Origin of the sequence: Terribium retamae (assembly GCF_022347545.1) — a bacterium.
GTDB lineage: Bacteria > Pseudomonadota > Alphaproteobacteria > Rhizobiales > Rhizobiaceae > Mesorhizobium > Mesorhizobium retamae.
The window spans coordinates 16,385-39,058 of the sequence record NZ_JAKREW010000029.1 but is presented as its reverse complement, the minus strand read 5'-3'; the positions used below and the strand labels follow the sequence as shown (position 1 = coordinate 39,058).

At 60.5% G+C, this 22,674-nt stretch carries 24 protein-coding genes; 15 read left to right on the top strand and 9 right to left on the bottom strand.

Annotated elements, in window-relative coordinates; genetic code table 11:
* Positions 1-44 precede the first annotated feature (44 nt).
* From L4923_RS22385 to L4923_RS22355, 7 genes are all read left to right on the top strand, one after another.
* Positions 45-875, top strand: a complete 831-nt coding sequence (locus L4923_RS22385) for an AraC family transcriptional regulator (protein WP_239369302.1) — start codon at positions 45-47, stop codon at positions 873-875.
* Positions 876-1,021: 146 nt separating this feature from the next.
* On the top strand, positions 1,022-2,554 hold the full coding sequence (locus L4923_RS22380) for a sensor histidine kinase (protein ID WP_239369300.1): 1,533 nt from the start codon (positions 1,022-1,024) through the stop codon (positions 2,552-2,554).
* Positions 2,551-3,159 carry a response regulator transcription factor gene (locus L4923_RS22375; protein WP_239369298.1) on the top strand — a complete coding sequence of 203 codons (609 nt, stop codon included), beginning with the start codon at positions 2,551-2,553 and terminating at the stop codon, positions 3,157-3,159. Before L4923_RS22380 ends, L4923_RS22375 begins: the two co-directional genes overlap by 4 nt.
* Positions 3,160-3,246: 87 nt before the next feature.
* The gene (locus tag L4923_RS22370; RefSeq protein ID WP_239369296.1) at positions 3,247-3,732 is read left to right on the top strand and encodes a GlcG/HbpS family heme-binding protein; all 486 of its coding nucleotides are present in this window, start codon (positions 3,247-3,249) and stop codon (positions 3,730-3,732) included.
* A gap of 799 nt (positions 3,733-4,531) precedes the next feature.
* On the top strand, positions 4,532-4,720 hold the full coding sequence (locus tag L4923_RS22365) for a hypothetical protein (RefSeq protein ID WP_239369294.1): 189 nt from the start codon (positions 4,532-4,534) through the stop codon (positions 4,718-4,720).
* Between the two features lie 11 nt (positions 4,721-4,731).
* Complete coding sequence (locus L4923_RS22360) at positions 4,732-5,070, top strand: hypothetical protein (protein ID WP_239369292.1); 339 nt, start codon at positions 4,732-4,734, stop codon at positions 5,068-5,070.
* A gap of 12 nt (positions 5,071-5,082) precedes the next feature.
* Complete coding sequence (locus tag L4923_RS22355; protein ID WP_239369290.1) at positions 5,083-5,304, top strand: hypothetical protein; 222 nt, start codon at positions 5,083-5,085, stop codon at positions 5,302-5,304.
* Here L4923_RS22355 and L4923_RS22350 read toward each other — a convergent pair.
* From L4923_RS22350 to L4923_RS22330, 5 genes are read right to left on the bottom strand one after another with little or no spacing between them, the layout of a single operon-like run.
* Positions 5,301-6,176 (bottom strand): ABC transporter permease, encoded by an 876-nt coding sequence (locus L4923_RS22350; protein ID WP_239369288.1) that lies wholly within the window; start codon positions 6,174-6,176, stop codon positions 5,301-5,303. The genes L4923_RS22355 and L4923_RS22350 overlap by 4 nt on opposite strands.
* A complete protein-coding gene (locus L4923_RS22345) occupies positions 6,173-7,132 on the bottom strand; it encodes an ABC transporter permease (protein WP_239369286.1) in 960 nt (319 codons plus the stop codon). Before L4923_RS22345 ends, L4923_RS22350 begins: the two co-directional genes overlap by 4 nt.
* A 13-nt stretch (positions 7,133-7,145) precedes the next feature.
* Complete coding sequence (locus L4923_RS22340; RefSeq protein WP_239369284.1) at positions 7,146-8,786, bottom strand: ABC transporter substrate-binding protein; 1,641 nt, start codon at positions 8,784-8,786, stop codon at positions 7,146-7,148.
* A gap of 36 nt (positions 8,787-8,822) precedes the next feature.
* A complete protein-coding gene (locus L4923_RS22335; protein WP_239369282.1) occupies positions 8,823-9,608 on the bottom strand; it encodes a DUF427 domain-containing protein in 786 nt (261 codons plus the stop codon).
* 22 nt (positions 9,609-9,630) lie between these two features.
* Complete coding sequence (locus L4923_RS22330; protein ID WP_239369280.1) at positions 9,631-10,989, bottom strand: LLM class flavin-dependent oxidoreductase; 1,359 nt, start codon at positions 10,987-10,989, stop codon at positions 9,631-9,633.
* A 176-nt stretch (positions 10,990-11,165) separates the two neighbouring features.
* Between L4923_RS22330 and L4923_RS22325 the strand changes: the two genes are divergently transcribed.
* Together L4923_RS22325 and L4923_RS22320 are read left to right on the top strand one after the other, a co-directional pair.
* The gene (locus L4923_RS22325; protein ID WP_343303902.1) at positions 11,166-12,995 is read left to right on the top strand and encodes a dipeptide ABC transporter ATP-binding protein; all 1,830 of its coding nucleotides are present in this window, start codon (positions 11,166-11,168) and stop codon (positions 12,993-12,995) included.
* 118 nt (positions 12,996-13,113) lie between these two features.
* Positions 13,114-13,635, top strand: a complete 522-nt coding sequence (locus L4923_RS22320) for a DUF982 domain-containing protein (RefSeq protein ID WP_239369276.1) — start codon at positions 13,114-13,116, stop codon at positions 13,633-13,635.
* Between the two features lie 77 nt (positions 13,636-13,712).
* Here L4923_RS22320 and L4923_RS22315 read toward each other — a convergent pair whose 3' ends face one another.
* Entirely contained in the window at positions 13,713-14,654 is a 942-nt protein-coding gene (locus tag L4923_RS22315) for a cation diffusion facilitator family transporter (protein WP_239369274.1), read from the bottom strand.
* Between the two features lie 292 nt (positions 14,655-14,946).
* On the opposite strand from L4923_RS22315, the gene L4923_RS22310 reads away from it, so the two are divergent.
* Positions 14,947-17,268, top strand: a complete 2,322-nt coding sequence (locus L4923_RS22310; protein ID WP_239369272.1) for a glucose/quinate/shikimate family membrane-bound PQQ-dependent dehydrogenase — start codon at positions 14,947-14,949, stop codon at positions 17,266-17,268.
* A gap of 150 nt (positions 17,269-17,418) precedes the next feature.
* On the opposite strand, the gene L4923_RS22305 is transcribed toward L4923_RS22310, so the two are convergent.
* Both L4923_RS22305 and L4923_RS22300 read right to left on the bottom strand, forming a co-directional pair.
* Positions 17,419-17,796 carry a DUF982 domain-containing protein gene (locus L4923_RS22305; protein WP_239369270.1) on the bottom strand — a complete coding sequence of 126 codons (378 nt, stop codon included), beginning with the start codon at positions 17,794-17,796 and terminating at the stop codon, positions 17,419-17,421.
* Positions 17,797-17,920: 124 nt separating this feature from the next.
* Positions 17,921-18,667, bottom strand: a complete 747-nt coding sequence (locus L4923_RS22300) for a Crp/Fnr family transcriptional regulator (RefSeq protein ID WP_239369342.1) — start codon at positions 18,665-18,667, stop codon at positions 17,921-17,923.
* Between the two features lie 356 nt (positions 18,668-19,023).
* On the opposite strand from L4923_RS22300, the gene L4923_RS22295 reads away from it, so the two are divergent.
* The 5 genes from L4923_RS22295 to L4923_RS22275 all read left to right on the top strand — a co-directional run bounded on the left by L4923_RS22295 (position 19,024) and on the right by L4923_RS22275 (position 22,356).
* Positions 19,024-19,329: a circadian clock KaiB family protein gene (locus L4923_RS22295; RefSeq protein ID WP_239369268.1), complete on the top strand. Its 306-nt coding sequence runs from the start codon at positions 19,024-19,026 to the stop codon at positions 19,327-19,329.
* Positions 19,326-20,423 carry a two-component system sensor histidine kinase NtrB gene (locus L4923_RS22290; RefSeq protein ID WP_239369266.1) on the top strand — a complete coding sequence of 366 codons (1,098 nt, stop codon included), beginning with the start codon at positions 19,326-19,328 and terminating at the stop codon, positions 20,421-20,423. Before L4923_RS22295 ends, L4923_RS22290 begins: the two co-directional genes overlap by 4 nt.
* Before the next feature lie 287 nt (positions 20,424-20,710).
* Entirely contained in the window at positions 20,711-20,911 is a 201-nt protein-coding gene (locus L4923_RS22285) for a CsbD family protein (RefSeq protein ID WP_239369264.1), read from the top strand.
* A gap of 245 nt (positions 20,912-21,156) precedes the next feature.
* The gene (locus tag L4923_RS22280) at positions 21,157-21,453 is read left to right on the top strand and encodes a hypothetical protein (protein ID WP_239369262.1); all 297 of its coding nucleotides are present in this window, start codon (positions 21,157-21,159) and stop codon (positions 21,451-21,453) included.
* Positions 21,454-21,624: 171 nt separating this feature from the next.
* On the top strand, positions 21,625-22,356 hold the full coding sequence (locus L4923_RS22275) for a carboxylesterase family protein (protein ID WP_239369260.1): 732 nt from the start codon (positions 21,625-21,627) through the stop codon (positions 22,354-22,356).
* 67 nt (positions 22,357-22,423) lie between these two features.
* Here L4923_RS22275 and L4923_RS22270 read toward each other — a convergent pair whose 3' ends face one another.
* Positions 22,424-22,600, bottom strand: coding sequence for a hypothetical protein (locus L4923_RS22270; protein ID WP_239369258.1), 177 nt, complete (start codon positions 22,598-22,600; stop codon positions 22,424-22,426).
* Between the last annotated feature and the right edge of the window lie 74 nt (positions 22,601-22,674).

Below are 22,674 nucleotides of genomic sequence, written 5' to 3'. Positions count from 1 at the left end.
GAACGGGATTGACCAAAAGGCCGGTTTCCGGAAGGCTGCCACAAATGAGCGATGAGCGCGGAGAACGCGAGGAAGCACGGCTGACACGGCATGCGGGGCTCGGCGATCTCGAATTACTGACTGCCCGCTACCGCGACCATGCCTATGCACTGCACACCCATGACAGCTACGTGTTCGGCGTCGTGGTAGCCGGCGCCGAGAAGCTGCGCATCAACCGCCAAACGTATTTGGCTCCTGCTGGCTCGATCATCGTCGTCAATCCCGAGGATCCGCATGACGGCGAGAAGGGCTGCGATGCTGGCTGGGCATATCGGACATGCTATCCCAGCGCCGAGCTGATGCGTGAGGTTGCGGAGGATCTCGAGCTTGGCCACCTGCCGATGTTCCGCCAGGGGATCATCGAGGCGCCCGATCTTGCCAGCGATTTCGTCCAGGCACATCGCCTTGCCGTTGCAGGCAGGACAATGGAAGCGGAAACGGCGATGCTGATGGCCTTACGTGGATTGACCCGGCGCTTCGCAGACCGTAGCGGCCGCAATCCTTCGCCTGACGACAGCGAGGCGGCCAGGCGCTTTCGACTTTATCGCGATCTCGTCGAAGCCGACCTTGCCCGTGCCTTCGACCTGGGTAGCCTCGCCGAGACCGCGGGCGTGACCCGCTTCCAAGTGATCCGCGACTTCAAGCGCATCGCCGGCATGACGCCGGGCCAATATCTGCGCGACAGCCGCATCCGCGCCGCTTCGGCCCTGATGCGCGCAGGCAAGCCTCTGGCTGAAATCGCTTTCGAGACCGGCTTTGCCGACCAGAGCCACCTTACCCGGCTGTTCAAATCCATGCGCGGTCTCTCGCCCGGAGCGTTTCGCGAGGCAGGATAACTGCTGGCGACCGCGGTCGTTTCGATCTAGCCCTTTCGGACACTGGCGATGCCAAGTCCATCGCAATGTTTTCCGACCCTACCTGCCGTCTGGCAACGGTCAGTTGTTCCCTTTAGCTAAAGCGCACAAACTGCCACAATGGTCCGATGACACGTTCGATCCTCGCTCGGCCGTCCAGCCTGATTGTCGTCTGGTGCCTCCTGCTGCTGGCTGCGGCTGGCGTGTTGGCAGCCTGGCAATATCGCGCGCTCAGCAACGAACTTGCTCAGGAGAGTTTCGTTCTGCACCGACTGGCCTCACAGCGGGCTGACCAGCACGACGCTCATATGACGGCGCTTTCCGCCATCGCGACGGCTTCCGACGGCCGCAGCTTCGACCTGTTCATCGACGTCGCATCGACCATTGCCCGGTTTTATCCACGGATCGACGAGGTGCAGCTTGTTCCGCTGGATGCCCAGGCTGAAATCGCCGGTACGGCGCCGCTCGACACAGCAGCGGCGGAATTGGTCCGCGCGGCAGCCCGGGCTTCGGATGGCCGGATAGCGCTACTGCGACATCCTACCCGACCCGGCCACTACGTCATGATCAAACGTAGCCCGAACAGTGCGGCTGCCCGCTACGGGCTTATGCTGGGTATCGATGCCGGCAAGCTGATCAGCGACGAGGCTCCCTTCTGGACGCGTCCTGGCGTGATTACACGGCTGTCCCTGCCCGACAGGCAGCTTGTGGTTGGTCCGCCTACCATGCCTGCCGCAATCGGCTTTTCCCGGCCGCTCGGCAGCGCCTCCCAGCCTCTCATTCTCGAAACCGGCGTGGAAATTGGGATCGCAGATCTCCTTCCTCCCTTCCAGACGCTTGTGACGCTGCTTGCCGTCAGCCTCGCATACATTGCCGTGCTGGGCATCTTGCACCAGCGGGTACGCACACGGGCTGCCGTTGAACAGGCGCGGCTCAGTGCCTTGGAATCGCGGCTCGCACACGCTTCGCGCGTCAATGCGCTCGGCGAGATGGCCAGCGGTATGGCGCATGAGTTGACGCAACCGCTCACTGCCATCCTGGCACAGACGCAAGCCGGACGCCGACTGGCGAGCAAGGGCGACGTCGCGGCCCTTGCGGCGGTTCTGGACGACACAGTCACCCAGGCCAAACGGGCTTCCGGCATCCTGGAGCGATTCCGCAACTGGTCGCGGCCGCAGAACACGCCAGCGTCGGCATTCGACCTGCGCAGCGCATTGACCAATGTGCAAACACTACTTGGACCGGAAGCGGCGACACGCAGCATCCGGCTCGATGTCCGCCTTCCCGAAAAGCCGGTTGTGATCGTTGCCGATCCTGTCGAAATGGAACAAGTCGCCTTCAATCTTGTGCGCAACGCGATGGAGGCTCTGGAGGCTGAACGTGGCGATGCTGCGCAAGTGACGATGAGCTTGAAGGATGATGGTACACACGCTGTTTTCGAAATCAGCGATAACGGGCCGGGCGTGGCCGAAGCCGTGCGAAACAAACTGTTCACTCCTTTTGCCACGACCCGCACCGACGGCACGGGGCTGGGCCTGGCGCTCAGCCAGCGCCTGGTGGAACGCGCAGGCGGCGAGATTACGCTGATCAATACCGGTCCGGGTGCCACCTTCCGGGTCGTTTTGCCGCGGAGAGAGCAAATCGCGGAGGCCGCGCAATGAGCAGTCCTGTCTATCTCGTCGACGATGATGAAGCGGTACGTCGTGCGCTCAGCCTGCTGCTCTCGACAGTCGACGTGAAAGTCACCGGCTTCGCCGATCCGCAGGCTTTTCTGGCGCAGGTCGCCCGGCTAGAGCCCGGCTGCCTCATCCTCGACATCCGCATGCCGGTCATTTCCGGATTGAAACTACAGGAAAGACTGGCGGAACAAGGCGTCGACTGGCCCACCATCGTCATTTCCGGTCATGGCGACATCGAGGCCTGCCGGCGTGCTTTTCGTAACGGCGCTGTCGATTTCCTGTCGAAGCCCATCGATGAGCAGGATCTGATCGATGCGATCCAGAAAGGCCAACAGGTGCTGGAGCGTACCTTGCGCAAACGCGCCGAAACAGCCGAAACGATCACGTTGCTCGCGGCGTTGACGGCGCGGGAGAGCGAGGTGCTCGACCGTATCGCCTCAGGTTTCACCACCCGGCAGATCGCCGAGGGGCTTGGCCTGTCGCCTCGCACCGTGGAGAGCCATCGCGCCGCCATCGGCGCCAAGCTTGGCACGACATCGCAGGCCGAGATGACGCGGCTGTGGCTGGAGGGCCGAGAAACTCCGTAGAACTACGGAGCCGGCCGCAAGTCCTACGAATACCGACGGCACCGATCGAACGGTATCTTTTCCACATCAACTGGACAGGAGACCATGATGATCCGCACTCTCGTACTTGCAGCCGCTGTCGTTGCTCCGCTTGCCGCAACCGCGCAGGAACTGCCGACAACCCCTTATCTGCCGCTTGAGCTGGCGACCAAGGCGGCCGACGCCGCGCTCAAGGCCTGCGTTGCCGAAGGTCACAATGTCAGCGTCGCCATCGTGGCGCACGACGGCGCAACCAAGGTTGTGCTGAAAGGCGACAATTCCGGCCCGCACACCGGCGCAAGCGCTGAGGGCAAGGCCTTCACTTCGGCCGCACTCGGCCGCGACACCGCAGGGCTGGCGGAATTCATCGCCGGCAAGCCGGCCAATGAGGGCATGCGCGACATGGACAGCCGCATGGTGATCCAGGCCGGTGGCCTGCCGGTCAAATTCGGCAAGGCGCTGGTCGGCGGTATCGGTGTGGGCGGCGCCCCTTCGGGCGACATCGACGCCAAGTGCGCGGTCGTCGGGCTGAAGGCAATCGGCGCAGCCGAATAAGATCGACTTGTCAGACAATCGAAAACGTCGCCGGTGGGTCAACCTGCCGGCGGCTGCAGCTTCAATTACGACTTCCGAACCGTCGTCTCGTATTCCGAATCCAGCGACGCCGTCTAGAGCAGGAACGGCCGGCCGGCGGCAATCGTGCTATCTTGTTGGTATGGGAGGCGGTGCAGGATCAGGAAAAGGACCGGGAGGCGTTGGCGGCCCGGGATCAGGATCAGGTCCTGGTGGCATCGGGTCCGGTATGGGCCGCGGCGGCGTGAAGGCGTAGGGCGGAATGTCCTTTACCTCGTCCGGACCTGGTACCGGTATCTCTTCCGGCAGCCTTCCAGGGTCAGGTTCTTCGTCTGGCCGCGGGCCCGGTTTGGGCATCGGGTCCGGCACATCTTCGTCGGGATTAGGCTTTTTCGGATCAGCCATCACGGCATCTCCTTTGCTCTTCATCTTGGCGATCGATTTACGGCAATCTCCGAAGGTCGCGATTTTACGTCCGGAATTGCGCAAGCGTTGCCACGAAAGCGGAAACGCCTCTAATGGAGGTACCCTAGAAGCCAAAGGATGATGATCACCGGCAACGGAATACCAACAATCCAGAGCAAGGCGCCTCTAAGCATAAAATCCTCCTTGGTTGTAGGGGAGGAACTCCAGCAAGGATGTGCAGTTCCAATAAACTGCCGGGACTGGATTGCCCCGCCTGCCCGATGTTAAGCAAGCCGAATGAGTTTCTCTTGAGGATCAAAGCGGATGGTGTTCTTTGTTCGTTGCGAGGAGCATTCGGGCAAGAGATGAGGCAGGAATGCAATTACACCAGAGAGGCGTCGACCTGCTGGTCACGGTAATGGATGCGATCGACCATCAGGATAAGCTTGAGCCATCCGATGTCGATTGGCTGTTGCGGGAAACGGCGCATGTTTTGGGCGAATTGTTGAAGCGCGACGTGCCGGTCGAACGGCAGGATGGTACGCGCGCAGCCAATGATATTTGAGGCTCAGGACAATGAGACACTTGTCAACGTTAATTGCGATTTTGTTGGTGGCAGCAGTCGCGGGATGTACGACGACCCCTTCGAACTATGCCGCCACGCTCTCGACCCAGGATCCCAAATGGCAGTCGAAGCAGTGTGAGCAAGTCCGCACAAAGGCATTGGCCTACGAGGCCAAGGAAAAGGAGACCCGCAAATTGGCTCCTGGTCTCCTGCTTGGCCCATATGGCATCGGGATTGCGCTGGCTATCAAGGAGCATCAGCAAAAACAGCGAAAACTGCTCGCGCGCGAGCTCCATTTGCAATGCTCGAGCCAACCGCTCCCAAAAGAGCTGCAAGCCAATCCAAGCTAAAAGCGGACTCCGATGACACCTGAACGCCTCGAAGAATGCCTTTCCGTGGTCCACTGGCCGGTTGAGACCTTGGCTGAAGTTCTAGGATGCGACGTATCTCTGGTCGAGGCATGGCTGACCGAAGAAGCCGAGATCCCTCCAAAGGCAGCCGCGTGGATCGATACGGTTGCTCAGTTCATGGAAACGGCCGATGGGATGAAACCCAAAGGACTGAAGGGCAAGAAATTCCCTTAGTTCCGCTCGGACGAATCCACTCCTTGCGCGATCAGGTTCGCCGCCATGACGAGCGATACGATCGCGCCGGAATTGAAGACGACGATCCACCATTTGCCTCCGGTCAGGAACCCGTATCCTTCCGCGATGGCGAGCCCCCAGTCCGCCGAAGGCGGCTGGATACCGAGCCCCAGGAAACTCAGTGTGGCGATGGAAAAAAAGGCGTAGCCGAGCCGCGTGATGAGCTCGACGAGGATCGTCTCGCGGATATTCGGCAGGATTTCGAACAGCATGATGCCAATCGAGCTCTCGCCCGCCAGCCGCGCCGCACTCACGTAATCCCGCTCGCGCTCCTGCCTCACAGCGGTTCGTACGGTCCGCGCCACCAATGGCGCGTAGGCGATGCCGATCACCAGGATGACCGTCAGGTTCGACGGGCCGAGCGCGACCAACGTCATGGTAACCAGCACGATGAAGGGAAACGCCATGAGGGCGTCGAGCAACCTCGCGCCGATAGCATCCACCCAGCCGCCCAAATAGCCGAACACCAAGCCGATCAGACTGCCTGCCGCGACGCCGGCCAATGTGGCAAGCGGCGCGACCAGCAGGATATCGCGCGAACCGACCACGATGCGGGAAAGGATGTCGCGGCCCAGCGCGTCGGTTCCGAACCAATGGGTGGCATCCGGCGGCGCCAGCATGGCAAGGAAATCTTCCGCATAGGGGTCGAAAGGCACGAACAGGTGGCCAAATGCGGCGCACGCAACCCAGAACAGCAGGATGACGCTGCCAATCAGCGTCGACGGCGCGGGAAGCCGATTGCGCAACCGCACCCGCAAGCTCGGTTTCCCTGCAGCAGTGTCGGAAGCCGGAGAATGGACAAGATCGGTCATGCTGCCGCCCTACGCCGCTGACGCGGGTCGAGGAGCATCTGGATGAGATCGCCGACAGTCGCCGAAACCACGAAAATGGCGGCGATCACCAGAACGCCGGCTTCCAGAGTGGGAAAGTCTCGCCCCTTCGCCGCGGTCAGGACGAGATTACCTAGTCCCTGGATGCCGAACAGCGCTTCGATGACGATGAGCCCGCCGAGCAGGAAGCCGCTCTGCGTTGCGATCACTGCGATGGTCGGCGTCAACGCGTTGGGCAGCATATGGCGAAAGATGATTTCGCGCCGGGTAAGCCCCTTCAGCACCGCTGACCGCGTATAGTCGGCATTGACGGCCTCGATCACGCCGGCACGAATCATGCGCGCAATATAGCCCAGGAGATTGAGCACGAGCGGCAATGCCGGCAGGATCAGGTAATAGCTGTTCGTCCAGAAGCCTGAACCGACCGGAGCAACCCCTGATATAGGGAACCAGTTCAACCATAGGCCGAACACGATCAGCAACAGAAGGCCGGAAACGAAGTCCGGCACGATTCCCAGGGAAACGCCAGAAAACACGATTGCCCGGTCAACAAGACTCCCGGCTTTCAAGCCAGCGACAATACCGGCGCCGATGCCCAGCGGGATCAGCAGGGCGAGCGAGACACCGGCCAGTGCTGCCGAATTGCGGAGACTTTCCAGAACCAAGGGGCCAACCGGCTGGCGCAACGACAACGATACGCCGAAGTCGCCCTGGATCGCCTTTTCGAACCAACGCCAATATTGCACGAGCACGGGCTGATCGGTGCCGAGCTTTTGGTTGAGTGCAGCAACCGCCTCAGCATCGGCAAATGGCCCCAGCATCACGCGTCCGACATCGCCCGGCAGAACCTGCCCGGCGAAAAAGACCAGCGCGCTGACCAGCCACAGCGTCAACAGCAGCGAACCGATGCGTGCAGCGATGGTTCGGTACAGCGTCATCGATATCCCCCGCTCATGCGAAGGAGGCGCGATCGAGCAGGAGATGCGATATCGCAGTAAACCGCACGCCCTCGATCTTTGCGCTGGTGATACGGCTGTATTGCGAGAAGTAGCTGATGATCAGCGGCGTCTCGTCCAGCAGCAGGTTCTGGATTTTGCCGGCGACCAGCCTCTGTGCCTGAAGATCGCGTGCCTTGCTGTAGTCGAGTAACAGCCCGTCATAAGCAGGATTGTTGAAATGCGCCGCGTTCCAGGTGCCGCTGCTCTTGAGTGTTGCGTTTAGGAATATATCGGGCGTGCCGCGGTGGCCGAAATCGGTGATGCCGAGCACGGAATCCAGCCAAGGTGAGCTGCCGAAAGTGGCCGAGCCATAATAAGCGTCCTGAGGCAGCACGTTGAGCTTGATGTTGATGCCGGCCTTCTTCGCGAAGTTCTGGATCAGCACGGCATAGTCCGGGATGTCGTAGGCGCGCTCGGTGGTCAGCGTGACGTCGAAGCCATTGGCAAAGCCCGCTTCCCCGAGCAGGCGCTTCGCTTCGGCAAGATCCTGCTTGCGCTGCGGAACCGATGGATCCGATGACGGGAAGATCGGCGCAAACGGCGTGTCGTTGCCGACGATTGCGCGGCCTTTGAGCAGGCCCTTCACCACGGCTTCGCGGTCGATCGTCAACGCAAGCGCGCGGCGCACGCGCTTATCGGTGAACGGCGCCTGGTCGGTACGCAGATGCACCTCGTCGTGCGAGCTTGCCTGCACGCTGATGATCCGGAAGGCTGGATTGCCCTCGATCGCCAGGGAAGATCGAGTGGTTTCGGGGATTACGTCCAGTTGGCCGGCCTGCAGGGCCAGCAGTTGCGCCTGCGAGTCATCGAAGAACTTGATTTCGATCTTGTCGGGCAGCGCCTGCTCGCCCCAGTAGTCGGGATTGCGCACGAAGGTCGCGCCCTGCTTGGGGCGGAAGGATTCCAGCTTGAACGGACCGGTACCGATGAAGGTCTTTTCGAAGTCGCCGCCATAGTCGGCGGGCAGGATAATGGCGTTGACGACGTCGGACGAGACATAAAATGGAAAGTTGCTGTTGGGCGCATCGAGTTCGAAGGCAACCGTCTGCTCATCGACCTGTCGGATGCCACCCTTGGAAAGGATCCCCTTGTAGGCAGACAAAGCGGATGAGCCGCTCTTCGGGTCGACCAGCCGCTCGAAAGAGGCGACGACATCCTTCGCCGTGACCGTTCGACCGTCGTTGAACTTGACGCCCTGCCTCAGCTTGAAGGTCCAGCGCTGGGCGGTCTCGTCGGCTTCCCAGGAAACGGCGAGTCGCGGCAGCAGGCCATCCCTCGGGTCATCCAGCAGCAGATATTCCCCAACCTGGCTGATCAGCGCGATGCTGGCCGGGTCCGTCACAAGGATGGGATCGATGGCGGCTGTCGGTTGGTCGAGGCCGACCCGGACCGTGCCGCCGGGCTTAGCGGCGGCGCGTGCCGTGCCTGAAAAGCCGAGTCCTTGCGATGTCGCGAACCCTGTCAGGCCGATCAGCATGGCGTATTTGAGCAGGTCTCGCCGCTTGAGGAACCCCGAGGCATGCTCATCCACGGCGATGTTCCAGAGGTCGCCAGACAGGCCGCGCAAGGCATCGATGTCAGAACGTTTGGTCATTGTTTTTCCGATGAATGGAGGAAGTGAGGGGAACGGCTAGGAGACGATTTCGCCGTCGAGTTCGATGCGGTCCACGGCTTGCGGATAGAAGGCGATCAGCCCTTTGATCTTCGGGATCTCGTCGATCGGATCGCGGTAGCTCCACGCGATATCCTGGGTGATCGAGCCATCCTTGAGCTTGCCCGACCAATAGGAGGCGATGCCTTTGTAGGGACACCGGGTCGTGCTGTCGGACGCAACGAGGCGATCGAGCCGCACGTCGTCCGGATGGATGTAGTAGCGGGTCGGCAGATGGGTCTCGAACAGCAGCACCGGGCGCCGGCTGTCGGCGATAAGCTCACCGTCGAACCAGACTCGGACATGGCTTGAGCTGTGCAGCACATCAATGCGGGCGTAAGGGTCGCGCGCATGGACGAAGACCTCTTCCTCTTCTTCGAGCCATTGGTCGACGGCGTTCCAGACAAAGGCGATACGGCCGGCAAGCGGACCAAGCTCTTCGTCCGGCGGCGACACGAAGGTCCAGGCGGCGTTCGCCACTCGGCGACCACCGGTGTCCAGGTCCCAATATTGACGCTCGCCGCCGACCTCATGCGGGTCGCGGTGTCCAGAAGGTTTGAGGACAGATGGCAGGACGGATGCAGGCGGAAAGAAATAGATCGGCAGGAAATGGTTTGAGCGCAGCACGAGCGCGTCGCGGCTGTCGGCTATCGTCCCACCATTGAAACGCACACGGATGCGCTTGGGACTGGAAAGGACATTGATGAGCTGAGGCGTGGTGACTTCGCGTGGCTGCAGCTTCGTGTTTGTGACGGGCGCGTTCATGGCATCATTCCCTCTGAAGCGATCACGAGACCGCACGTTCATTGTCACGTTGCTCTGCGAAGCGGTTGGCCGGACGAGGGAGGCCGAGACGATCGCGCAGCGTGCCCGGCTCGTATTCGGTCCGGAAAAGGCCACGGCGCTGCAGCTCTGGCACCACCTTCTCGGCAAAGGCGTGCCAGTCTTCGGGCAGCAGCGGGAACATCAGGTTGAAGCCGTCGGCGGCACCGGCAACGAACCAATCTTCCAGTTGATCCGCGATCTCCACCGGCGTTCCGGCGACTGTCGGAACCGAACCGCTGTTGGAAAGACGGCGTGCGACCTCGCGCAAGGTGAGGTTCTGCTTGGCCCATTGCCGAACGCGATTGAGTGAGGTGTGACCGCCGTTGAACGTGCTTTCGTCCGGCAGCGGCGGCACCGGCCCGTCCGGCGGGTAGGCGGAGAGGTCGAGCCCGCTCCAGCTCGACAGAAGGTCGATGCCAACCTGATCGGGAAGCAGGGTTTGCAGGTATTCCTGGCGCTCGAGTGCCTCGTCCTTCGAGCCTGCAACGATCGGTAGGATCCCAGGCAGGATCTTGAAGCTTTCCGGGCGTCTTCCATGGCGGGCCAGGCGCTCGTTGATGTCCTTGCGGTAGCCGACACCATCTTCCTTGGTACTGAAGATCGCGAAATGGGCGTCGGCATGGGCCGTCGCGAAATTCTTGCCGTCCTCCGAGGAGCCGGCCTGTACGATCAGCGGATGGCCCTGCGGCGGACGCGAGACGTTGAGCGGGCCGCGCACCCTAAAATGCGGCCCCTTGTGATTGATGGCGTGGACCCTGGCCGGATCGGCGAAATAGCCGCTCTCCTTGTCGATCAGCAGCGCCTCATCTTCCCAGCTGTCCCACAGTGCCTTGACGATATCGAGGTACTCAGCAGCCCTTTCGTAACGCAGCGCATGATCGATGTTGCCGTCGCGTCCGAAATTCTTGGCTTCCTCTTCCATGGCGGAGGTCACCACGTTCCAGGAAGCCCGGCCTTTGCTGATATGGTCGAGCGAGGCAAAGAAGCGCGCCACATTGTAGGGCTCGCTGTAGGAACTCGAGGCGGTGGTGATCAATCCGATGTGCCTGGTCACCCCCGCCAGCGCCGCCAAAAGCGTCAACGGCTCGAGGCGGGCATTGGCATAGTGGGCGACGCCGCTTTTCACCGAATCCCAGATCGATACGTGGTCGGCGACGAAGATCGTATCGATCTTGGCTCGTTCGGCCGCCTGCACAAGATCCCGATAATAGTCGAAATCGAGGATTTCGCGGCCCGGCGCGCGTGGATGCCGCCATGACATGCGATGATCGCCCTGCGGGTTGAAGAAGAACGCGCTGAGGATGATGTGACCGTGCGCCATGGCTGGCTCCTTCCCTTTTGCAGTCAAAACTTTCGCCGCGTCGACGAAGCAAGCGGCCGAAAATCTCCAAATCGGCAAAAGGTTAGATTGCGCGCATATTCAATACGAGTAATTTTATAGACATTATGGATCTCACATCCGGAAGCCGTTGCCCCGGACGGCAAAGTGAGAAGAATGTGGTTCCGAAAGAGACATCATCGCCATTCGTTCTGAACATCGAACGCCTCTCCGTGAGCTACCGATCGGGCCGTTCACTGCAACGTGCAGTCAGCAACGTCTCCCTGAGCGTCAAGCCGGGCGAGGCGTTGGGGATCGTTGGAGAGTCAGGTTCGGGCAAGAGTTCGGTGGCGCTGGCGGCCTTGCGCTACCTGCCGAAACATACAGAGGTGGAAGCTTCCGCGCTGCAATTTCTGGGGCGTGACCTGCGAACACTTTCCACAGAAGAGCTGCGGCGGCTGCGCGGAGACCGCATCTCGGCCGTCTACCAGCACCCCGGTTCGGCGCTCAATCCCAGCCTGACGATCGGCCGCCAGATTACCGAAACGATCGTGCGGCACCGCAATGCCGGCCAAAAGGATGCAGCCCGGCAAGCGGCAGATCTGTTGCGCCGCGTACGCGTTGCCGATCCGGAGCGCATGCTCCGGCTTTATCCGCATGAATTGTCGGGCGGTATGCAGCAGCGTGCCAACATCGCCATTGCCATAGCACTCGACCCTGCCCTGCTGATCCTGGACGAGCCGACGACCGCGCTCGATGCCAGCGTACAGTCCGAGATCATCGCGATCCTAGAGGAGTTGCGCCGAAGCCATCAAACCAGCGTCCTTTTGATCAGTCATGACATCGATCTGGTCAAACGCTGTTGCGAGCGTGTCGCTGTGATGCAATCGGGCGCTGTCGTCGAAAGCGGCAATGCAAACGCGCTTTTCGAAGAACCGCGGCATTCCTATACTCAAATGCTGGTCCGCAGCATTCCGACACTGGCATACACCAAGCGCGACGGCCTTCTTGCGGAACCCGGGGCCTCTCATAGCGACTCGATAAAACCAGCTGAACATATCTCTACCGTTGAGCGTCTGCGCGAGCCGGTGCTCCTCTGCAAGGACATCCGACAATCCTTCGGTGGCCATCCAGTGCTGCATGGAATCGACCTGAGGATCGGCGCCGGTGAGACCTATGGGTTGATTGGTGAATCCGGTTCAGGCAAGTCGACCCTCGCCAGGATCGTGACAGGCCTGCAGGCACCCGTCGCAGGCACAGTCGAACTCTTGGGCCAAGCCGCTGCCGCTCGCGTGGAGCGACGCAAGCCGGTCGAGCGCCGCAACGTGCAGATGGTTTTTCAGTCGCCCGATCGCACTTTGAATCCGCGCCAACGGATTGGCACGATTCTTGGCCGCTCGTTGCATCGGTTGGCTGGCCTGTCGCGATCGGCCAGAACGCAGAGAGTAGCCGAATTGCTGCAATCTGTGCGGCTTTCCACTGCATTTGCCGAGCGTCGGCCCGGCGCGCTTTCCGGCGGCCAGCGCCAGCGTGCGGCAATCGCGCGCGCCTTCTCGGGCACGCCGAAGCTCGTTGTCCTGGATGAACCAACCTCCGCCCTCGACGTCTCGGTGCAGGCAACCGTGCTGAACCTGCTCAACGATCTGCAACGCCGCGACGACACTGCCTATCTGTTCATAAGTCATGATCTCCGGGTCGTGCGCTACATGGCCGACAGGATCGGCGTGCTCTATCGCGGTCGCCTTGTGGAAGAAGGTTCGTCCGATCAGATTTTCCAGGGCCCCAATCACCCCTATACCGCGATGCTGCTCGCCGCGGACAATGCGGGTATCGACAGCGCGAGCCCCTTTTCCCCTGCCCCAGAAGGCATATCGGATAAAGGCTGCGCATTTGCCGGCCGATGCCCGCTGGCGCAGCCAACTTGCCTTGAGGCAGCCCCCCCGCGGAGCGTGATCGCTGAAGGTCACATTATTCGTTGCTGGCAGCACGCCAACTTCGCCTCCAGCTAGCACCGCGATCCGCAACTGACACTTGGCTGCTCCTGTGGAAGGCGAGTTGCAGACCCATGCAACCTCTGCCCGCAGATCGCGTTGACCTTGATCGTCAAATACGTTGGGAGGACCTCTCATGGAAAAAGGATGGTTCGACAGACCGATACCGGTCGTGGTCGGTACGGTGAGGACAGTCCATCAGGTTTCCAATGCCAGGGAAGCCGCTCATTTGCTGATCAACCGCTGGCCTCGGCAAGGCACGGCCATGCACATCAGGGCAAGAACAGTGTGCCTGGCTGTTCTGCACGGGCAGCAAAAACCCGTCGAAGCAAGGGAGGCCTTTGCGGACGCAGCGCGGGAGGCCAACGTCTTGGCGAAGGCGACCGTCGACATCAGCGACGCCATGGATGGCAGCCTTCCATTCGACGCTCCGGTTCGGATAAGAACCGGCGCTACGGGCGCGTCGTCCAGACTGGTCACCTCCGTGCAGGGCGCGATCGACGTGCTGATCGACTGGCCGCAGTCTCGACGCGGACCGGCATATCACGCGACAAGGGATATCGTTGAAGGAGCTATCGACGGCCAGACGACACCGGCGGAAGCGCGTGAAGCCTTCGCGGCACTTTCAGACGACGAAAGAATATTGCTAGAAGACTGACAGCCTAAGAACGGACGCCTCGGTTTGCTGAACATCGTCGGATAACTCCGATCGGTCTGTTTCTGCGGGCGGAAGTTTCAGCTAGCCAAAACCACCTTGCTTCGCTCGAGATAAGTCCCCGCCCGCTGTGGCTTCACGAAAAGCGATGTGACTTCCGGGTGGCTTGCCTTGATCTCGGCTTCGATCCGCTCCACGGCTAACTCGATCTCCGAAGCCGGCAACGCGTCGACGAACTCCAGGCTTATATTCGCCACTATCTGGCGTGGCGCCAGATGCACAGTCAGAACCCCGTTGGCATGGTCGACGGCCGGATCCCGATCGGCAATTGAGAGGATTGCGCGTTGCAGAGCCGGTGCTGCTGCTTCCCCAATCAACAGCCCCTTGCTCTCGCGGGCGAGGATCACCGCAACGAATGCCAGGACGAGACCGATGCCGATCGACGCCACGCCGTCCAGCTCTGGCATGTCGAAGAACTGGGCCGCAGAGATGCCGACGAAGGCGATCAGCAGCCCGACCAGCGCCGCACTGTCTTCGAACAGCACGGTAAATGTTGTCGGGTCTTTGCTTCGCAGAACCGCCTTCAGGTAACTCCCCGGTTCTTTGTCCTTTCGGAATTCCTTGAGCGCGATCCACCAGGATGTGCCTTCGAAAAGCATCGACACCCCGAGCACCGCATAGCTTATCAGCGGGTTCTCGATCCTCTGTGGAGAGATGATGTGGAGAACACCTTCGTAGATGGAGACCCCGGCCCCGAGAGAAAAGATCAGAAGCGCTACGATGAACGCCCAGAAATAGAGCTCCCGTCCGTAGCCGAGTGGATGCGCGCGATCTGGCGGATGCTCGGAGCGTTTCAGCCCATAGAGAAGTAGCCCCTGATTGCCTGTATCGACCAGCGAATGAACCCCTTCGCTAAGCATCGCCGAGCTACCGGTCCACCCAGCAGCAGCAAACTTCGCGAGCGCGATCCCGAGATTGCCGGCAAGCGCGGCATAGATGACCTTCCTGGATTGCGATGCCATGCCTGCGCAGTATCCCATTTCCGATGTTTCAGGGAACAGTTCTGCCGGTTCACCGGTTCCAGCTAAGTGCGCGGGAGGAAAAACATGGGTGAAAAGATATGCTTCGCATAGCCATTGCCGCCGTCCTTGCCCTGTTGGCCATTTACCTGTTCGTCAGGATGGGAGAAGCGCCGACGCCCGGCCAGCCGGCACCGCATGCCTTGGACCAATCGCAATAACGGGTTAAGGTCGCCTCGGTCGCGGGGTTCTACGAACTGTTCTTTAGTCCGGCATCTCATCTCTGGGCGGCACCATGATTTTAATCACATCGTTATTGCTCACCTTGTTCGGTCTCGTGCTCGGTGCCGGCGGCATCTGGCTCGTCGTGCTGGGCGGCAGTCCGGTTTATCTCGCAATCGGCATCGTTCTGCTGCTTGTGGCGCTATTGCTGTACAGGCGCAGCGCCTTCGCTCTCTGGGTCCATGCGCTGCTGATCCTTGCGGCGCTCGCTTGGGCAATCTGGGAGGTCGGCTTCGACTGGTGGCAGCTCGGTCCGCGCGGCGGCTTGATCATCCTGATCGGGCTCTGGCTGCTGACGCCCTGGATACGCCGCTCGCTCCGGTCGGGCGACGGTGCCGTTCCGAGCGCCTGGCCGTTGGCGATCCCAGTGTTGGCGGCCATCGCGGTTGCGGGTTATTCGATGACCATCGATCCGCATGACATGCCGGGTGAGCTGCCGAAGGAAGGGGCCGCGGTCGCTTCCCTTGGCAATCTCATGCCGCCCGGCGACTGGCATCAATATGGCCGCACACAGTTCGGCCAGCGTTATTCCCCGCTGGACCAGATCAACACCGGCAATGTGGCCAACCTGAAGGAAGCCTGGCGCTATCAGACCGGCGACGTGAAGCTGCCTGACGATATCGGCGAAACAACCTATCAAGTGACGCCGTTGAAGGTCGGCGACACACTTTATCTCTGCACGCCGCACAATCTGGCCATCGCGCTCGATGCCGAAAGTGGCAAGGAAAAGTGGAAATTCGACGCCAAGCCAGGCCTCAATCCCGACCGGCAGCACCAGACCTGCCGCGGTGTCACCTATTGGGCGGAGACGCGAGTGGCGGCTGACCAGCCGTGTGCTGCGCGTGTCTACTTGCCGACCTCCGACGCCAGGCTGATCGCGCTTGATGCAGTCACCGGGAAGGTCTGTGAGAGCTTCGCCGACAAGGGCGTGCTGCATCTGGAAGCCGGCATGAAATACAATCCAGCCGGATACTATTATTCGACCTCGCCGCCGACAGCGGTCGACGACAAGCTGATCATCGGCGGCGCCGTCAACGACAACTATTCGACCGAGGAACAATCCGGCGTCATCCGCGCCTTCGACATTCGCACCGGCGCCCTGCTGTGGAACTGGGATTCCGGCAATCCCGAGGACACCGCGCCGATCGCGGAGGGCAAGACCTATACGACCAACTCGCCGAACAGCTGGTCGGTGTTCAGCGTCGACGATCGGCTGGGGTTGGTTTACATCCCGCTCGGCAATCAGGTGCCGGATCAGCTCGGCATGGGTCGCAGCGAAAATGTCGAGCGATTCTCGTCCTCCATCGTGGCGCTGGACATTCTCACCGGCAAGCTCCGCTGGGTGCGCCAGACCGTGCATCACGACCTCTGGGACATGGACGTTCCCGCCCAGCCTGTCCTGTTCGACCTGACCAAGGCAGACGGCTCCATCGTGCCGGCGCTGGTCGGGCCCACCAAACAGGGCGACATCTATGTGCTCGACCGGCGCACCGGCGAACCCATCATTCCCGTGAAGGAAATACCGGCGCCGGGCGGCGCCATTCCGGAAGATTTCACCGCGCCGACACAACCGATCTCTGATCTGACCTTCTCACCGCCACCGCTCCAGGAGAAGGACATGTGGGGCGTTTCGTTATTCGACCAGTTGATGTGCCGCATCGACTTTCATCGCCTGAAATATGAGGGACGCTACACGCCGCCTTCATTGCAAGGCACGATCGTCTATCCAGGTAATTTCGGCGTCTTCAACTGGGGCAGCGTCGCGGTCGATCCCGAACGGCAGATCATGTTCGGCATGCCGACCTATCTCGCTTTCACCTCGCGCCTCGTGCCTCGAGCCGACATCCCGCCCAAAGGCAGCAATGAGAAGGGCAGCGAGCAAGGACTGAACCGCAATGAGGGTGCGCCTTACGGTGTCTATATGGGCCCGTTTCTGGGGCCGCTCGGCATCCCCTGCCAATCTCCGCCCTGGGGCTATGTCACTGGCGTCGACCTCAAGTCCGGCAAGATCGCCTACAAGCACAAGAACGGCACGGTCTACGACATGACGCCACTGCCGTTACCTTTCAAATTAGGCGTTCCCGGCATTGGCGGCCCGATGCTGACGCGGGGCGGCGTGGCATTCCTCGGCGCCGCGGTCGACAATTATCTGCGCGCCTATGACGTGACGAATGGCAGAGAACTCTGGCGCGCAAGGCTACCCGCGGGTGGCCAGGCAACGCCGATGAGCTACGCCACCGCCGACGGCAAGCAATATGTGGTGATGGTCGCCGGCGGGCATGGCTCGGTGGGAACCAAGCCAGGCGATTACGTCATCGCCTATACGCTGCCTTAGAGCACGATCGCGGAAGTGGAGCCGGCTTCGTGAGATCATGCTCCAAACAAAAAGGCAGATCAGGATGGCATTTCGCTCAACCTGAACGGGGGCAATTCTCAACGAGCCGGCCGCGAAGCGGCCAGCTCGTACGGCCTCCAAGGTTTTGATTCAATACACACGGGCGCTTGCCAAAATCGGCTTTGTCACTCGGGCACGTCGCCTGATTTGGTGACCGAATGACTGGCGCTCCGGCCGGATGGTCTCCGGCTCGATGGAAGCCAGTTCGCGCGCGACACGGTCCTTGAGCCTTCGGCACTCGACGATCCGACCCTGCTCCTGAGCTGCAAAGACGAAAGCATCGAACGCAGCGCGGGGGCTGCACCATCCCAATTTCGCCTGCTCCAGGATGCAAGCAGCGCTGCGATAGCTGTCCGAGGACTTGTTCGGCCAAGACATGCCCATCGCTCTCTCCACGTCGTACAAGGTCGTGACGGGGATCTTGTAGTCCCGGGTCGTGCGAAAGATGACCGCTTTGAATGGTGGCATTATCCCTCCGTTGGCTTGATCGGCCTGATCCGTAGTCGCCGCCCGGAACAACCCGGACCGTCTTAGAATGTCGATGGAAATGTCTCGTTCCAAAAATCTGCATCGGGCGTTGCAAACCAGGCACTCAGTGTTTTTCCGAACCGTTGTGACCATTCGGATAAACCCCTTTCAGCACGGCCTCGAAATGCCGGCTGACGGCGGCATTGCATTCGCAAGCGATTGAACGAAGCCGAAGGGACTTTTGCACGACAATGCGGCCTCGCCTCGTCTCGATGACGCCGTCGTCGCGCAATTCCCGGAAGACTCGACTCAGATAGCTGCGTCCCACGCCGAGCATGGCGGCAAGCTGCTCCTGCGTCAGCGTCAAGTCATGCCTGCCGGTTCGATCCATGGCCGCCAGCAGCCATTTGGCCGTGCGCTGCTCGATCGAGTGGGCTGCATTGCAGGCCACAGATTGAAATATCTGGGCCAGCAAGCAATCAGCGTAGCGTGCGAACAGATGCCGCAGGCTCGGCGATTGGGATTTCGCTTCTTCCAGCTGTGCCAGATCGATCCGCCAGAAAGAGCCTCCAACTTGGACCACGGCGCGGGCGAAAGCCGGCAATTTTCCCTGGCTGACAATGCCGCCAATCGCCCCTTCCCGGCCGACCAGCACCGTTTCAATGCCTTGGCCATCGCTAAGATCGACAAAATACGAAATCAGGCTGGCGGCACGCGGAAAATAAGCATGGCGCACGGTATCGCCAGGCTCGTGAATCATCAAACCGGAATGGGCCGACCAGTCTTCGAGGTGAGGCTGGAGAACAGCCCAGTCATCCGGCTTCAACGCACGCAAAAGGTTGTTGTCGAGTTCGTCAAACGAGACCGGCATCGTCGATAAATCCCTCTTTGTCTCAGTCTTGGTAGAGGCAACGCGAAAAGCCGAGATATGTTCACTAGTATGCAGACGGGCTGCAGTGTGTCTGTCTACAACAGCACACAAGGTGCGGTTCTGAAGGCTTCCGAACAATCCAGGCGAAGTATCGATTGTTGGAGCGCTGCCCGTTCGGTCGGACGAGTCATGTGCCCGCCCGGAAGATATCTGAAAAGCAAAGTACGCAGCGGTTTTGCGTCGAATTGCGTAACAAGAAGTTGGAGCGCTTCCGCGAAAAGCGGAAACGCTTTTGTCGACGACTGGATTCTCAGAGGGCGTGGCGCATCGGTCGCGCCAAACAGCAGGCGTGACATATGACCATGAAACTTCGCACTGACGTTCCGCCCACGCTGCGGCTGTATATCGCGGGCGATGGCCCTGCCATGCAGGCGGCACTGGAATGCCGGGAAAAGCTGCTGGAGTTCAGCGACCAAAAGATCGATATCGCCGTCATCGATATTCTCGCCACCCCTCAGGCAGCTCAAAGCGCTGGTGTTCTTGCCACTCCGACACTGAGTGATGACACGCGCTCGCCACCGCGCAGGTTGGTGGGGGATCTCAGTGCTCTCGACCGGATCGTGGAACACTTCGATCTGCAAGGAACGGGGACCATCTCATGAAGATTGTCGGCGGCGATTACCACGCAACCTCTGCTTCGCCCGGGAGCTCGTTGCCGGGATTTCGCAGGCCGCGTGGGCGGGACAGGTCGGCGCACCGGGACACCAGCGACGCCCTTCTGGTCGTCGACGCCAATGGCGTGATTCTCTCCGCCAACGCCGTTGCCAGCCGGATGTTCGACCGCCAGCCCGACGATCTGCTGCAAGCCGTGTTCGGCCATCCGCTCACGAACGCCACCCGGACCGAGATCGTCATCCACAACCCAACCCGGGGTGGCATCTCCGCAGAGCTACACACGTCCGAAACCGTGTGGCGCGACAGGCCGGCAACGCTTGTACGACTGCGCGATGTGTCGCGGCGCAAAGTGAAAGAAGCTCGCCAGCGAAGAGCTCGAAAACTTGAAGCGACGGGCCGGCTGGCGGCTAGCGTCGCCCACGACTTCAATAATCTGATCGCCATATTGGAATCCGGCCTCAGGGTGCTGCAGCGCCGTCTCGGCGACACTGCCGATCCGGCGGTTGCGGCATTGATCGAAGAGATGTTGGGCCGCACGCATAATGGGACGGCACTTGCCCAGCGGCTGCTTTTTTTCGCGAGAGGTCAATCCTTGGGACCGGAGATACTCGATCCCAACGAGCGGATTCTTTCCCTTGCTGACCTGCTCGGCCAGACGCTGGGCAAGGGCATCGAAATAAAGACCGAGCTTGACCGCAGCGTAGGAAAGCTGCGTCTCGATGCCGATCAGCTCGACATCGCGATCCTCAACCTTGCCATTAATGCCAGGGACGCGATGGCTGGAAATGGCATGCTTTTCATAACCACTGTCGGCAATGTGCGGCAGCCGGTAGGCGACAAAGGCGATGTCGCCCCCTTCATCAGGATTTCTGTGACTGACACCGGCTGCGGCATGACGGGCGAAGTCCTGGCCCAGGTTATGGAGCCGTTTTTCACCACCAAGGGACCGGAGCAGGGAACGGGACTTGGACTAAGCCAAGTGTATGACTTTACCCGGCAATCCGGCGGGCACGTTCAGATCGAGAGCCAACTCGGCATCGGAACCACGGTTCATCTCTTTCTGCCGTCCTCCGTGGGATAGAGCCCTATCCACTAACGGACCCTGGCGTCCGAACCCAGCAGAAATCTGGAACCCCGGCCCAGTGCCGATGTTTTGATAAGTGCTGGCGTTTCCCGTCCCTCGGAGCACCAGTCAAAGCGGACGTCGCTTTGCAGCCAGCCCGGCTAGCCGCCAACTTCCCTCGTCGCCGGGCTGGCTGATTTCGCCGCGGCCTCGGCCGCAATGCAAGGAAACGGGGCATCCGCCCTGCAGCATGATCACGGGTGGAAGGCAGCGGATCAAGCGACAAAACAAAGAGATGGAAAATCATGGATTGGAACCGCGTGGAAGGAAACTGGAAGCAATTCAAGGGCCAGGTGAAAGAACAGTGGGGCAAGCTCACTGACGACGATATCGATCAGATTGCAGGACGACGCGATCAACTGGAGGGGAAAATCCAGGAACGCTATGGCATTGCCAAGGATCAGGTCAGAGAAGACGTCGATAATTGGTTCGGTCGCCTCCCCTGAGCTTCACCGGAATATCGCCCGCTCCCAACGTGGAGCGGGTTTTCCTTTTTCAACCTGTTTGAAAACTCCATGGAACCCGCCTCCTCCTTTTAGGGTTATGATTATGCCTCACAGTAGCGTTGTGTGGTGAGGCTCGCAGAAAATGCGCAGAAGGGCTGCGAAGCTGATCAGCGATGCGCAAGCCACACCAAGCCCGGAAAGGGCGTCGTTTCGGAGCCGCGGATTGTTCCGGCGGATGTGTCGTTGTGCTGCTTGCGCTGGTCGGATTGGCCTTCCTTTGCCCCTCGGCGAACGCGCACAGCGCACCTTCCGGCTGGAGTTATGACATCGAGTGCTGCTCCGGCCTGGATTGCTACCAGGCACCGGCTGCCGATGTGAGAGAGACGAAGGAGGGATACTTGCTGTCGACAGGAGAACTCATTCCCTACGGCGATCGCCGCATCAGACCGTCTCGCGACGAGTTCTTTCACGCATGCAAGCCGGGCGGCATGACCACCTCCCGGCATTCGCTTTGCCTCTACGTGCCGGATCGCGGCATGTAGTTCCCCTTCGGACTATCTCCACCCACCCAATGAAAAGGCTGGCAAGTCGAACTTCGGACGAGCTTTTGCTCGACGCACCAACAGCGGGCTCGGGCACAATTCGATCCAGATGGATGTGGTTAGCGAATTCAGTCTATTTGATTGATATTTCCAGCAAGCGAAGGATGGATCATGTTTCGAGCGTTATTGTCAGTGGTCGCGGTCGCGTCGATTGCTTTTTTAAGCCCGATCCCAGCGATGGCCGACCAGACCGCGCTGACGTCGAGCGCGAGCATCAAAAATGACCTGAACTATCTGCTCTATAAGCCTTCCGATTACGATAGTTCCGGCAAGACATATCCGCTCGTTGTCTGGCTTCACGGCGGAGACCAGGGCGGCAACGATATCGAGAAGGTCAGAAGGAGCGGACTGCCGAAGCTGATCGAGGGTGGGAAGGAATTTCCATTCCTCGTCTTCTCTCCGCAGAATCCGAGTGAGGAACTGCTCTATCCCATCGAAAAAGTGGAGGCCGCGCTCGAAGAGGTCATCGCCAGCAACCGTGTCGACCGCAGCCGCGTTTATGTGATCGGTTATAGCCGCGGTGGCTTTGGTGCCTGGGCCATGGCCGAGCAATTTCCGGGACGTTTTGCTGCCATCGTGCCCATCGCGGGCGGCGGCAATCGACATTATCTGAGCCGAACGAACGAAAAGGCCGCGTTCTGGGTGTTCCACGGAACGGACGACGACGTCATTCCGCTATCCGATTCCGTTGTCCTCTATGAGCGGCTCAAGGGTCTCAAGCGCAATGTACGGCTGAGCGTGCTCGAAGGCGTCGATCATTCGGGGATCGAGGGAGCTGCCTTGAACGACGCCAAATTGTGGGATTGGCTTCTGGATCAGCGCCTCGGGAACGCTGCAGAATAACGAAAATAACAAGCCCCATACCCGTGAGGGGATGGGGCACCGGCTGAATTGCCTGAGCGGATTTGTGCTACGCTGCCTTGCCTTCCGGACGCGGCGCGAGACCGGCACCCTGTTCGCAGACTTCGATATGTTTGGCCAGCGCCTGATTCGACAGCACTGCGCTGATCGTCGTGATGTCGCGGCCCTGATAGCGCGGCATCTGCTGGAGTTCCTTCAGCCGTTCCAGAAGTGAAATACGGGTCATGGCGTAGCTCCTTTGTTGTTGATGGTTTGCCCGGCGACTTGCTGCCGGATGCCTTTCGCATCCGGGCTCGGCAC

Coding starts and splice junctions, on each gene's coding strand:
- L4923_RS22275 (WP_239369260.1), top strand. CDS start 21,625: ATGTTTCGAGCGTTATTGTCAGTGGTCGCGGTCGCGTCGATTGCTTTT.
- L4923_RS22295 (WP_239369268.1), top strand. CDS start 19,024: ATGACCATGAAACTTCGCACTGACGTTCCGCCCACGCTGCGGCTGTAT.
- L4923_RS22355 (WP_239369290.1), top strand. CDS start 5,083: ATGACACCTGAACGCCTCGAAGAATGCCTTTCCGTGGTCCACTGGCCG.
- L4923_RS22310 (WP_239369272.1), top strand. CDS start 14,947: ATGATTTTAATCACATCGTTATTGCTCACCTTGTTCGGTCTCGTGCTC.
- L4923_RS22305 (WP_239369270.1), bottom strand. CDS start 17,796: ATGCCACCATTCAAAGCGGTCATCTTTCGCACGACCCGGGACTACAAG.
- L4923_RS22335 (WP_239369282.1), bottom strand. CDS start 9,608: ATGAACGCGCCCGTCACAAACACGAAGCTGCAGCCACGCGAAGTCACC.
- L4923_RS22350 (WP_239369288.1), bottom strand. CDS start 6,176: ATGACCGATCTTGTCCATTCTCCGGCTTCCGACACTGCTGCAGGGAAA.
- L4923_RS22345 (WP_239369286.1), bottom strand. CDS start 7,132: ATGACGCTGTACCGAACCATCGCTGCACGCATCGGTTCGCTGCTGTTG.
- L4923_RS22370 (WP_239369296.1), top strand. CDS start 3,247: ATGATCCGCACTCTCGTACTTGCAGCCGCTGTCGTTGCTCCGCTTGCC.
- L4923_RS22270 (WP_239369258.1), bottom strand. CDS start 22,600: ATGACCCGTATTTCACTTCTGGAACGGCTGAAGGAACTCCAGCAGATG.
- L4923_RS22380 (WP_239369300.1), top strand. CDS start 1,022: ATGACACGTTCGATCCTCGCTCGGCCGTCCAGCCTGATTGTCGTCTGG.
- L4923_RS22315 (WP_239369274.1), bottom strand. CDS start 14,654: ATGGCATCGCAATCCAGGAAGGTCATCTATGCCGCGCTTGCCGGCAAT.
- L4923_RS22330 (WP_239369280.1), bottom strand. CDS start 10,989: ATGGCGCACGGTCACATCATCCTCAGCGCGTTCTTCTTCAACCCGCAG.
- L4923_RS22290 (WP_239369266.1), top strand. CDS start 19,326: ATGAAGATTGTCGGCGGCGATTACCACGCAACCTCTGCTTCGCCCGGG.
- L4923_RS22300 (WP_239369342.1), bottom strand. CDS start 18,667: ATGCCGGTCTCGTTTGACGAACTCGACAACAACCTTTTGCGTGCGTTG.
- L4923_RS22365 (WP_239369294.1), top strand. CDS start 4,532: ATGCAATTACACCAGAGAGGCGTCGACCTGCTGGTCACGGTAATGGAT.
- L4923_RS22360 (WP_239369292.1), top strand. CDS start 4,732: ATGAGACACTTGTCAACGTTAATTGCGATTTTGTTGGTGGCAGCAGTC.
- L4923_RS22320 (WP_239369276.1), top strand. CDS start 13,114: ATGGAAAAAGGATGGTTCGACAGACCGATACCGGTCGTGGTCGGTACG.
- L4923_RS22375 (WP_239369298.1), top strand. CDS start 2,551: ATGAGCAGTCCTGTCTATCTCGTCGACGATGATGAAGCGGTACGTCGT.
- L4923_RS22285 (WP_239369264.1), top strand. CDS start 20,711: ATGGATTGGAACCGCGTGGAAGGAAACTGGAAGCAATTCAAGGGCCAG.
- L4923_RS22385 (WP_239369302.1), top strand. CDS start 45: ATGAGCGATGAGCGCGGAGAACGCGAGGAAGCACGGCTGACACGGCAT.
- L4923_RS22340 (WP_239369284.1), bottom strand. CDS start 8,786: ATGACCAAACGTTCTGACATCGATGCCTTGCGCGGCCTGTCTGGCGAC.